General features: G+C 42.6%; 7 protein-coding genes. 5 read left to right on the plus strand and 2 right to left on the minus strand.

Annotated elements, in window-relative coordinates; genetic code table 11:
* The first annotated feature begins 166 nt into the window (after window positions 1-166).
* The 3 genes from FHW88_RS02150 to FHW88_RS02160 are packed head-to-tail and all read left to right on the plus strand — an operon-like array spanning window position 167 to window position 9,243.
* Entirely contained in the window at window positions 167-4,345 is a 4,179-nt protein-coding gene (locus FHW88_RS02150) for a PKD domain-containing protein (protein ID WP_218117115.1), read from the plus strand.
* 15 nt (window positions 4,346-4,360) lie between these two features.
* Window positions 4,361-8,281: a DUF6443 domain-containing protein gene (locus tag FHW88_RS02155; protein ID WP_176622771.1), complete on the plus strand. Its 3,921-nt coding sequence runs from the start codon at window positions 4,361-4,363 to the stop codon at window positions 8,279-8,281.
* A 32-nt stretch (window positions 8,282-8,313) separates the two neighbouring features.
* Window positions 8,314-9,243 (plus strand): hypothetical protein, encoded by a 930-nt coding sequence (locus FHW88_RS02160; protein WP_176622773.1) that lies wholly within the window; start codon window positions 8,314-8,316, stop codon window positions 9,241-9,243.
* Between the two features lie 752 nt (window positions 9,244-9,995).
* Here the strand turns inward: FHW88_RS02160 and FHW88_RS30365 are convergent.
* Together FHW88_RS30365 and FHW88_RS02170 are read right to left on the minus strand one after the other, a co-directional pair.
* Window positions 9,996-10,202 carry a tyrosine-type recombinase/integrase gene (locus tag FHW88_RS30365; RefSeq protein WP_176622775.1) on the minus strand — a complete coding sequence of 69 codons (207 nt, stop codon included), beginning with the start codon at window positions 10,200-10,202 and terminating at the stop codon, window positions 9,996-9,998.
* Window positions 10,130-10,570, minus strand: coding sequence for a helix-turn-helix domain-containing protein (locus tag FHW88_RS02170; RefSeq protein WP_218117116.1), 441 nt, complete (start codon window positions 10,568-10,570; stop codon window positions 10,130-10,132). The genes FHW88_RS30365 and FHW88_RS02170 overlap by 73 nt, the downstream gene beginning before the upstream one ends.
* 359 nt (window positions 10,571-10,929) lie before the next feature.
* Between FHW88_RS02170 and FHW88_RS02175 the strand changes: the two genes are divergently transcribed.
* Window positions 10,930-11,784, plus strand: a complete 855-nt coding sequence (locus FHW88_RS02175; RefSeq protein WP_176622777.1) for a hypothetical protein — start codon at window positions 10,930-10,932, stop codon at window positions 11,782-11,784.
* 16 nt (window positions 11,785-11,800) lie between these two features.
* The gene (locus FHW88_RS02180; RefSeq protein WP_176622779.1) at window positions 11,801-12,718 is read left to right on the plus strand and encodes a hypothetical protein; all 918 of its coding nucleotides are present in this window, start codon (window positions 11,801-11,803) and stop codon (window positions 12,716-12,718) included.
* Window positions 12,719-12,745 lie beyond the last annotated feature (27 nt).

Raw genomic sequence — 12,745 nt, forward strand, 5'->3', positions numbered from 1 at the left:
CGTTAATTACTTTTTTCCTTTCTGCATTTAATCTCATAGATGATGATTGTTTTGGATAGTCCCCTGCCAAAACAGAACCTACAGGCTTTTTAACTTGCTTAGTCCAATACTGCAGTTACAATGCCACAATTAACCAACCTAAATTACAATTGTCACTACATTCTCAATGCGAAGAATAATTTTTCTTTTTTTACTAAGCCTGCTCTTTAACGGGTTCGCTTCTGCTCAGATAGGAGTTCCGGTAAACCTTCAAACCGGGTCACCAACAATTCACATTCCAATTTACGAAATAAGAAACGGTGATGTTTCCGTTCCTGTAAGTTTATCTTATACTCCCGGAGTTAAGATAGCGCAGTCTGATGGTAATGATGATTTTAACATTGGGGTTGGCTGGCGGGTAGATGCCGGTGGTACGATAAGCCGTTCTGTAAAGGGACTACCGGATGATTATCAGGGCGCAGGTGCAGACACCCGAATGGGGTGGCTATATGGTACAGGCGCTGCAGGTATTCCCGGCTTCAACCCGCAGAGCCGGACGGATTGCAATGGGGATGTGTCTAATTATAATACATTAAATACGTTTGCCAATAACAACACCGACACCGAGCCTGATGTATTCAATTTTAATTTCGGTGGCTATTCCGGTCAGTTTGTATTTGATAATAATAAAGTTATCAGGACAATGCCTTACCAGGATTTGTCAATCGTGCCATCTTATTCTGCGTCAGGCGCAATAATTTCGTTCACCGTTACCGCCAATGATGGTAAAAAATATACATTCATACCAGTAAAAACGATCACTAAAACAGTAACACCTGGTGCCACCATCAATAAGGTATATTATTTACGCGACAAATTATTCAAATATGCCCAGCAAATAAGTTATACCATAACCTGGGGCCTGTCTGATGTGACTTCACCTGCAGGAGGATATGTTTCTTTGGGGTATGGCGGGACACAGCAGGAAAACAATGCTAACCTGGAAATAATAGACAGTGCTTATGCCAACCCGTCTGCAACTGATATCTATCTTGCGGATAATACTTCTGCAGGGGTATATAAAAAAAGCATTTATTACACGAAAACAAAAGTTGATACAAAGCTACTTTCCAGTATATGGGATATGGCGGCCAACTACGCGGGAAATGATGCCGGACACGAACACCTTCAGTTTTTTTATACGCCGGGTTTTATCTCGGTGCCCGACCTAAATAAAGGCATTTATATAACCCATCAAACCAGCGTGTTGCTAACGTCCTTCAAGGTTTATGCAGGCACAAGTATTACGCCGGCCAGAACTATAATTCTAAACAGAGTGGGCACTAACGGGTATACTTTCTTACAGTCGTTACACGAATTTGCTGATAATTGTACCGTAACCCCTCCATACCAGTTTGAGTACCTGGGGACCAATCTCGTTCCGGACGCGAATGGATTTGTTTCGACAGGTTTGCCTCTATCGCAAAATAGTTCATATAACTTACCACCGCCCAGTCTTACTTACCGCCAGCAGGATTACTGGGGATATTACAACGCCAATAATGCGACTACTTTGGTGCCGAATTTATACATGTATCCCAATGAACCTTCTCCGGAAAAATATAGGATACAGCCGATACCCGGATATTCAGGGACCTCTAACGTCATTGCAGGTGGGGCAGACCGTACAGTGAACCCGAACGCTATTGTAATAGGCTCACTATACAGGATCATATATCCAACCGGAGGAAGTGTTAAATTAGATTACGAACCTAATCAGTATGTAGATACCAGGAGTGGTCAAACATTTTTGGGCGGAGGGATCAGGGTAAAGACAGTTACCCTTCATGATGGAATCAATACTACAAATGACATCGTTAAAAATTACACCTATTCCGGGGGAGTATTATTGAACCGCCCGCAGTTTGCTTTTTCTATTCCTGTATATACAGATGTAAGCGGAGGCGTTCATACAATTGGCGAGTATAGTGACCAGCCAACTCAGGCCCGGTATTTCACAGCACTTTCTGAATATGATCTAAACCCATACGACAGCGATTCGCCGGATGTCCTGTATCAATCGGGAACAGAAAGCCAGGCGGGGATTGGCAAACAGGTTTACCAATACAGTAATCCTGCAACTTTTGGGCAAACCTCTTCTGCCGAATATGCATCACCCAACCAATGGCAGGCTACTTATTCGCAATACGCAACAACTACCGACCCTTCTTCGGGGTTATGCATGAGCAAAGGTTTACTGGCCGATGGATATTACACTTTCCCTTACCCTTCTAACCCTAATTATACCTTTGAAAGAGGGCTGTTGCAAAGTGTGAAGTCCTACAATGAAACCGGTCAATTGGTTAAAGAAAGCGATTATCAGTATACGCCTGTTTATAAAAACACCTCACCGGTTAGTATTTATGGCTTGAGTTATGATTATTTCACTTACAATCCTAATGACGTCAATACCAAGGCATTCGCGTATGGCAAATACAGGCTTTTCGGAGATATGACCAAATATCAGACCATTACCATAGATAAAACCTATGACCCCGGAACAAATTTCACAAAAGTGGCAACTGTTGAAAACGACGCATTTTATAACGGAACTAATCATAGTCAGTTAAGCAGTACCAAAACAACGACAAGTAATGACGGCACCAATGTTACAACCTATACCGCGAAATTCAAATATCCGCAGGATTATACAGCATCTTCAGGTGCCGACCCCGTAACGGCAGGGATTATCGCGTTAAAAAATGCCAATATGAACAATACCGTTATCGAAAAAACATCTTCTATAACAAAACCCGGTCAAAGCGAGCAGGTAATCAGCGCGCAGCTTACCAAGTTTAATGTATTCTCTATCCCCAACCCTCAATATTACAATACTGCCGCTACTTTCTCAACAAGGGTTCTGCCTTCGCAAACGCTTTTCCTGAAAACAAATTCACCATTAACTAATTTTACGCCATCGACCGTTGATAATAATAACCTGTTTAAATACGATTCCCGTTACCAGGTAAGTGGTAATATAACAGAATACAGTACCATAGGCAACCCCGTTTCAATGGATGACGGGCACCAGCAATTATCCGCCGTACTTTATGATGTAAACGGCATTAAGCCAGTTGCTATCATAAAAAACGCGACGGCTAACCAGGTGTTGTACTCGAACTTTGAAGATGAGTACCCAACACTTACTACACAGCATACTTTCAATGAGCCTCCAACAGGTAATTATAGCCAGGTAAATGGGAGGATAGGCAAAGCTTTAACGGTAGCTCCGCCTAATTTTACCTTCACAGGTACGGTTAGTAAAGGTGCGGGGTTAAATTATATATTCTCATGCTGGGTAAGCGCGGCTTATGCAGGCTCACTGACAGTAACACTTACAGATGCCGGGGGTCACAACGTAAGCAGCGTTATACCCTATACCAATACAAGCGGGGTATGGATTTATTACCGTGCCAAATTGCCGGTCAGCTCTTTAAACCCAACGTTCAATATCTCCATACAGGCCAGCAACGTACCTGTTACCGTAGATGACATGCTTTTTTACCCGGAGTTGGCAACTGTTGCCTTAACAGGTTATCAAATGCAATTAAAAACAGCTGAAACCGACTTGCGCGGCAATACCATCTACTATACCTATGACGGCCTGCGGCGGCCAACGGTAGTTACCGACCAAAATCAGAATATTTTAAAAAGGCTGGTATATAATTACCGGACGTCCTATGCTTTAAACGCGTTGTTTAATATGCCCGCGACAGCCAATACCAACACGGCGGTTAATTTTGTGAGTGGTCCTGTTGATCCCTGCGAACCTGCTCAAATAACACGGAACTGGGATTTTGGAGATGGTACGACGCTTGCTAACGGTGGCACGAGCCCTTCACATACGTATACAGCACCGGGCAATTACACGGTGAAGCTAACAGTTACCCATCCTCAGTACGGAACCGTATCTACAACACAAAATATTACCGTTTATGTACAGCTTGCCTATACAATGCACTTAAATGGTATTGCTGCATACAATGTGTGTTCAAACCAGATTATTTTAGTTGGTGATCAGCCTTTAACCAATCCGCCGGGTACCGATACCTTTACCGCATCAGTAAGCGGAAGTTATAATAACCAATTCCTTTGGGAACAAGCATTTGATACATCCCCTAATAACTGGGTCACGCTGCCAGGCACAACCAATACCATAACGGTTACGGTACCACACAACCCCGATGGCTCGATCAGTTCTAGCCAAACGTACACCCTGCGTTGTACCATGGTGCCCCAGCAACTGCAAAAGGCTGCTGTGCAAACAACGAAGATCATATTTTTAGCACCTAACTGTAATAAATAACAAAAGCAAGAAAATATGAACAAGTTAAAATATTACAGCGGTTTTTGTTTGTTATTACTAATTGCTTTATTTAGTCGCGAAAGCTACGGACAGGGCGTAAAACAAGTTGTTGACGCAACAGTATCCAGTTACCAGGGTACATCCTATGAAGCATATCATAGTGTCACCCTCGCCCCGGGATTTACATTTACGCCAAATGGTACCCAGCCTTATTTTTATGCTTCTATTATAAGCCAGGTCCAACAGCCGGATGACCCTAACCTCATTTTGAACAACACCATACGTACCGACATCATTAAGGTAAGCGGTATTACCAGTACAACCCAGATACAGGCAGGTGTTAACGCGCAAACCCAGGTATCCTATATGGATGGTTTGGGCAGGCCAATACAGCGTATTACCCAGCAAGGCAGCCCGCTGCAAAAAGACCTTGTGCAGTTTATGGTTTATGACCAGTATGGGCGGGAGCCAAAAATGTATTTGCCTTATGCCGCTTCAACCACAAGCGGTGCGGTGCAGGCCAGCCCGGTAACGGCACAGCAATCTTTTTACCAAACCTCCGGGCAACAGGTAGCTACTGATAACTCGCCATATGCTGTAACGGTTTATGATAATTCACCGCTGCAAAGGGTGCTGGAGAGCGGTGCCCCCGGTACCGCATGGCAACCAGGCAGCCATACCATAAAAACGCAGTTCAGGCTAAATACCACTGCCGACCAGATCAAGATATGGAACAGCGCGGGGCCTACCGGCAGCTATTATGGAGAAACTCAACTATCGGTAAATGATGTGACGGACGAAAACGGCAATCACGTTTTAAGTTTTACTGATAAGCTTGGCCAACTGGTATCCAAAAAAGTACAATCAGGTAGCTCAACCTGGCTGGAAACTGTTACCGTGTATGATGATACGGGGAATATCTTATACCAGGTATCACCCGAAGGGGTAAAAAGGATCTACGGCACTTCGCCGCCCGCGTTTAATGCCGCTTTTATAAGCGCCTGGGCAACCAGCTATACTTATGACGCCAGGGGAAGGCTGGCCGCGAAGCAGGCGCCGGGCGCTGCACCGGTTTATATGGTGTATGACGCCAATAACCGGCTGGTATTGATGCAGGACGGGCGGATACGTAACGCTTATGCGACAGACAGCTGGTATTTTACCAAGTACGACGCGGCAAACCGGGTGCTCATGACCGGCCTTTACCGATATGTAGCCCCGCCGGGGGCAAGCGGCAGCACGCACCAGCAGATCCTGCAAAATTATTTTGATGGGCTAACTTATGACAATGTCGCTAATTTTGCTTTTGAAAAAAGGCAGGCAAGCACTACTTATGGTTACAGTAACCAATCTTTCCCCACAAACACCGCTGATGCCGATGTGCTGACTGTTAATTATTATGACGATTATGATTTTAATAACACGGGCAGCCCGGTTAACCAGTATGTAAACCCCAGCCAGGCCCCATTTGCCACGGCCGCCACTACCTTTACCAGTGGCCTGCTCACAGGAACAATGAGCCGGGTGATAAACCCTGCTGGTAATGCCGGTGGATGGATTAAACAGGCCATATTTTATGACCAGTTTGGCAACGCCATACAAAAACAAAGCAATAACCTGGTGAACCAGGGTGCCTTGGATATTACCAGCAACGCGGTTGACGTATATGCCGGGCACATTACCCAAACCAAACAGTTTAAAGCGATAAGTGCTACCACCGTAATTAACAAGATGAGCTATGACTTGATGGACCGGATAACGCAACAGGCTGTTAATGTGAACGGAGCATCTGCCGACCAGGTGATTGCCAAATATGAGTATAATGAGCTGGGCCAATTGAAAGACAAAAAGCTGGGCCGGTTAACCAACGGTTCCTACCTGCAAACGGTTGATTATCGTTATAACATCAGGGGATGGTTAACCAGTATCAATAACAGTACTTTGACGGCAGATGGCGGGGCAACCAATAACGATACCAACGACCTTTTCGGGATGAGTTTTCTATATGATGGGGCCGACGCCACAGGTTTAAGCAACACGCCAAAATACAATGGTAAAATATCGGCTGTAAAATGGAAAGCTAACGACCAGTTTTCAAGTTCCTCAAACCCGGTTAGACAGCGCAGCTATATTTACAGTTATGACGGGGCCGACAGGCTGATGAGCGGACAATATGCTGCCAACAGCGGCTCAGCCTGGAATACCGAGGTAAACGGTTATAATGAAACCGTCGGGTCTTATGATAATAACGGCAATATGATATCGTTAACACGTAATACATTCTCCTCGGGTGGTTCGGCGTTTAGCCTTATGGATAATCTTACTTATACCTATCAAAACAATAATACCAGCAATCAGCTGGCCGCTGTTGCCGATGCATCGGGTAACACGATGGGATTTAAGGATGGCGCAAGCTCGGCCGCTGAATATACCTATGACAGCAATGGCAATTTAACGGGGGATGCCAATAAAAGTGAAACAATTACCTATAACGATCTTAATAAGGTAAGCAAGATTTCCATAGCCGGCGGCGGTTCTGTTCAATACACGTATGACGCGTCGGGTAACCGGATTCGTAAAGCGGTTTATAATTCGGCCGGAACAGTTATCAATACCTATGATTACCTGGATGGCTTTGTTTATACTACCATAGGTACCGGCACCATCGCATTAAGCTTTGTAAACATGCCCGAAGGAAGGATCATGTCAAACACAACGGCCACTGCGTTTAGCTATGAATATAACATTACCGATAACCTGGGCAATACCCGCGTAAGTTTCCGCGACAACGGCAGCGGTGTGGCCGCCATGAGCCAGGAAAACGAATACTATCCTTTTGGCATGACGATGCAGGGTATTGTGGTGCGGACCGCCCAAACCACCACGGCCAATAAACAACTGTTTAACGGCGGCTCAGAATTGCAGGACGACCTGGGCTTTGAAAACAGCTATAGCACCCCTTACCGGGAGTACGATCCGCAACTGGGCAGGTTTAACGCCATTGACCCAATGGTCGATCAATATGCAGGATGGACACCTTATAACTTCGCTTTTAATGACCCGGTTGGGCTGAATGACCCGACGGGCGATGATCCTTATGTAAATCCAAATGCAAATCCGATAAGGGGAGCGCCGAGTATGGAAGAGCTTATCAGGGAATCATTAAGACGGAACAATCCAACCATTAACTTTGATGATATTAACATGCCATCCTTTCTTGATGATAACCCGGCTATGCGTCAAAATTATCTGTATGCATTGGCATTGATGAATTATGATCCTTCGAAAGCCACCGACAGCGAGAACAGATGGATGACTCTTTTGGGGACGCCTGGTTTTTTTACAAACCCGGCGACGTTCGTGGCTGTATTAAATTTGCCACATGATTCTAAAGGGATATATTTTTGGAAAGACGATAATAGATGGGATGGAACTGAAGTTCAGGTACGATCTGTAAAAATATATGTTGCAAGAAATAATAATAATAATAGTAATAATAATTTGGGTGGGAGCAATAATGAAGCAGCAATTGCCAGAACCTTTTTAACCGGACAGATGCAAACATTACCTTATTCTATGAGTAACAAAGAAGGGACTATTGACTGTTCAAGATGTACATTGCAGATTGCGGCCAAGGCCGGGTACAGTATTCCAAGAGTTGCTTATGATCAAGCAAAATGGTATCAAGAACATGGTTACTGGTCAAAAAATCTTTCTGATGCCAAACCTGGTGATCATATGTTTTGGTTGAGAGCAGTAGGTGCATATCATACAGGAGTTATTTCCAGGATATCATCATCAGGCACAATTTTCGTTGTTCAAGCAAATGTTAATAATGGTAATATTCCGTCTATACACGAATTTAGGGTTCAACCCAACGGAGAAATGAACGGTTTTGATCAACAATTTGTTGGTTTGGGTAGATATACTCCATAGAAATATCTTTGAAAAAGAAATAACTTGCAATTATGAAAAATAATAGAATACCTTTTTTGTCAACTATTGTAGCATTTTTTTTGCTTTCATTCACATCTCACGATTCATGTAGGAATCTAACTCAGGTCAATGGAGACGATATACAGAAAGTAATAGAAATTGATATTAAAGAAAACCCCTTGACTGCAGGGATGTCAATTTACTCTTCTGATGTTTTAAACGATACCTTGTATACAGTTAATAGAGGTAGTTTCCTGGCAATAAGTTTGAAAAGCGGGAAGATTTATAAAAATTTAAAGATTAGTAAATTTCTCGATGAGAAGGTTAAATTACGCAAATACGTTAATAATATCAAAGTACGCCCGGACGGGTATTATTTAAGCTGCATTAATGATCTGTATTTTTTCAATCGTTCGGGAACGATAAAAAAAATATCCGACAACAATGGCGATTTGATCCTGGACTTTAATGTCATAGGAGAAAAGATTATTATCGCATCCAGAGGAGATAAAATAAAACTGATTAACAAAGACGGTAACCCTGTTTCGTCGGTCTCACTTGAAATGGCTGATGATGGCCACGTGCCTTCTTATGATGGTTTGTGTTATGATAATGGGGATAATATTTACCAATTAAGTATCAATAAAACGAATAAAATTGTTACAACAAAATATGCAGAACCTGCATTACCAAAAGAAATAAAGAGTGTGACACTTGCATTTAACAGTGATAAATATTTTATAGGCTTCTCTTATCGCCAACGTAACAGTTTGTTCGTCATTAGCAAAGGCATTACTAAAAGTCCAGTTGTTAAACAAATCAGCCTGGGTCAAAGCTATTTCGACAAAAAAGAACTTCCGGATGAGGGAATGCCTAATTTTAAAATTGTAAACAATAATGGTGTTAATTATTTGATCTTGATTTATAATAAAAAATTAATTGTGTTTGTTTTTAAACTATAGCTTTTGTCGTTCTAAAGGAAGGCAGAAAATGAAGCTGCAATTGCCAAGTTAGTATGTGCGCGCAGGCATTTTTCGTGCTAAGAAAACAGCTACAACACACCTGACGGCGAATATGATCCGCAGTAGGGCAGGTTTAATGCTATTGACCCAATGGCAGATCAGCGGGCGGGATGGATACCTCATAACTTTGCTTTTAATGACCGGTTGGACTGAATGATCCTATGGTGACGATCCTTACGTAAATCCGAATTGTAAATTCAATGCGATGGCGCTTAGAATGAAAGAATCTAACAGAAATATGAAATCCATAATTTGTCTTTTTAACTGCTAATGAAATTCGGAAAGGAATTTGTCTTTTAATTTGCTTGATTCATTATGGACCTGGTATATAACTAAAAACATGTCCTTTGCTTTTACGGAACAAAAAATCTTCCCCTTTTATTGGTTTTCCAATTTTAGCCGTCCTTTTTCACCCTCCGATCCACCGGTTCTGGTAGATTTATCCGGTATTTTTTAGCTCCCGAATTTGTAATTTACAGAAAAGGTCAAGAACCGTGTTTCAACCTTTTGAACGGACGTGTAGTTAAACAGAGAAGCACTGGTAAAAGTCTGTTTGCGGGTATTGAAGATATCGGTCGAGCTTAAGAAATTAAATCCATTGGTACAAATTGTACCAAAATAACACTTGGGCATTTTTTCCATATGTTCTTCCATCTGCGTAATCGAACTGTAGCTACAAATTGTCTTTTAGTTTACTGTCGCCAAGGCTGAATTGATTGCGTTGGTAATGATACTGTCCTCAATATCATCCAGATACACCGGCTTTGCCCCTGGGTTTCATGACCCGACGATTCCTGTATAATTTTCATATCAACGTTTGCCTGATTTAATTGGCTCGCAAATCCATGACGAAGTGCATTGGAAGTAAATACTTTTTTCCAGCCAATAGCTTCAGCCATTGCTTTAGGTACTCATTGAAGTCTTTCATTGCGGAATCTATTCTCGCGTCGATCTTTTTTGAAGTATTCGTGAGCATCTTATCAATGAGTTTGAAGATAGTTTGCTTGTCGTCCTCGTCAAGCTGCTGTATCAATCGCATTTGCTCCACGGCTGTTTTATCTTCAATAATCACCTCTTTAGGCATTTTGCCATCATGGTTAATTACCTGGTCGGTAGTCATATTAAATAGTTGCGCCATCTTTTGCAACTCATCTACAGTTAAAGCCCTTAAACCTTTTTCAATCTTGCTGTAAGCAGATTTATCAACGCCGATGTGGGTTGCCACCTCAATCGCTGTTAACTTTGCACCAAGAACCGATAATTTCACCTCTGGGCCTCCATTTGATGAAAAAATGGTATCCCGTCCAATTTTAATGGAGTACCAAAATGCCTAAGCTTCGGATTCGCCCAATATGCCGCAAGTATCTTCGTTCGCCACGCCTGCAATGCAAGTCCTGAATTTAAAAAATCATCAAGAGTTTTCTTTTATGAATGACAGAAATATTTTATATTTGAAGTACCTAAAGTAAAATAACTATCACAATGAAAAGCTTATACCACAAGTCCAATAACGGACATTCTTAAAACCGCATAACATACGCTTGCCCGTTTAGCCACCCTTATGGAGCCTGGCCTGGGATTACTATACCCTTTCTAAATCACCATTTCTAATCAATCCACAACACCGTGAAAAAACTATTATCCTTATTTATCCTGCTAATTCCGGTATTAGCAAGGGCACAATACAGCAACAGTATCATTGGAGACGCTTCGCCGATATATGTGTACGTAGGCACGATCGGCGCCTCGTCTTCAGATTTAAGCAATTACTACAAATTAAAGGTCGACATATTCGGAGGAGCCTGGGAGTCTGATACCAATGGTGAAACGACCTATTATATTGCAAACCGGAATGGGCTAAGTGTCAACCAGGTCACCCTGGGCAGCTCAAGCGGCAATAGCTTTAACTTAAAAGCATATCAAAATGGCAGCGGCATAGACTTTTATGTTGTTACCACCGGCTCCCGATATAAGGCATTTGCTATTAAATCCTTTATACTGTTCGGGGGATCAGCTGCGAACCAGCTGGTAACGCTCTCAACCAGGACCACAGCACCATCCAATGAAATCGCGTTAAATGTTATTCCTGTGATGTACACAGACCTCAACGGAAATCTCGGCCTAAATACCTTAAACCCAGATCCCGGATATCGTTTATCGGTTAATGGCAAGATTAGGGCTAAAGAGATCCGTGTGGAGACCGGTTGGGCTGACTACGTTTTTGATAAAGGTTATCAGTTAAAGCCATTACAGGAAATCAAAAACTATATTGACCAATATCACCACTTGCCCGAAATTCCCTCTGAAAAACAAATAGTTAGGGATGGTCTGAGTTTAGGTGAAATGAACAAGTTGTTGATGAAGAAAGTGGAAGAGTTAACGCTGTATCTGATTGAAAAAGACCAGCAGGACAAGCAGAAAGACAAACAATTGGAAGAACTCCGGAAACGCGTTGCTCAGCTGGAAAAGAGTAATTCATAGTAAAAACAACCTCAAAATGAAAAAAGCCATATTGTTACTCTCATTTTTGTTCGCCACATCTATTGTAGCTCAGGCTCAGTGGACGACCAGCGGTACGGTAACATCAACAAGTAATTCAGTTGGCATCGGAGTTGCCAATACCACGGCACAACTATCGCTTGGCCCCTCCGCTATTAATAAAAAATTATTTATTTATGACACAGGGACTGAAGCCAGTGGTTTAGGGCAGGGAAATTCTGAATTTAGGATATTTGGTGTTTCTTCGGGCATCAACCATATCAGTTTCGGTAAATATTTGCTGACTGCTGATAGTTTTACAGAGCAGATGCGAATTGATAATGTCGGAAATGTGGGTATCGGGACAACAGCTCCACAAACCAAGTTGGATGTTGCAGGAGGAATTACCGCATCAAGTGAATCTCACTATTACCTCGGCAGCTATGTCGACCCCGTAGTTGGAATCGGATTTGCTGTTAAAATAGGGGCAAATGGCATTGCAGTAAATGGAAATTCAGTCTTCAATGACGGTCTTTCCATTGGTACCCAAATAATGCCTTCAGGTTATAAGCTGGCGGTCAATGGCAGCGCAATTGCCACGTCGGTCACAGTTAAGCTCTATTCGCAGTGGCCGGACTATGTATTCAAGCCAAACTACCAGCTCCCTTCTTTAGCGGAAGTCAAATCCTACATCGATCGGAACCAGCACCTGCCCGAAATCCCATCCGCAGAGCAAGTTGAAAAAAACGGCCTGAACCTGGGCGAAATGAATAAACTGCTAGTGAAGAAAGTAGAAGAGTTGACATTATACTTGATTGAGAAAGACCAAAATGAAACGAAGCAGACAAAGACAATCGAAGCACTGGAGTTGGGATTAAAACGACAACAGCAACAGGTGGATGAATTAAAAGCGCAAATCAAATCTTTAAAACACTAATCCTTAAGTAAACCTTTCTTACAAAAT

Source organism: Mucilaginibacter sp. SG538B, from assembly GCF_013376065.1.
Lineage (GTDB): Bacteria > Bacteroidota > Bacteroidia > Sphingobacteriales > Sphingobacteriaceae > Mucilaginibacter > Mucilaginibacter rubeus.

What these genes read in the sequence shown, in the direction of transcription:
- FHW88_RS02180 (WP_176622779.1), top strand. Translation starts at nt 11,801, where the DNA reads ATGAAAAAAGCCATATTGTTACTCTCATTTTTGTTCGCCACATCTATT.
- FHW88_RS30365 (WP_176622775.1), bottom strand. Translation starts at nt 10,202, where the DNA reads ATGGCTGAAGCTATTGGCTGGAAAAAAGTATTTACTTCCAATGCACTT.
- FHW88_RS02150 (WP_218117115.1), top strand. Translation starts at nt 167, where the DNA reads ATGCGAAGAATAATTTTTCTTTTTTTACTAAGCCTGCTCTTTAACGGG.
- FHW88_RS02155 (WP_176622771.1), top strand. Translation starts at nt 4,361, where the DNA reads ATGAACAAGTTAAAATATTACAGCGGTTTTTGTTTGTTATTACTAATT.
- FHW88_RS02160 (WP_176622773.1), top strand. Translation starts at nt 8,314, where the DNA reads ATGAAAAATAATAGAATACCTTTTTTGTCAACTATTGTAGCATTTTTT.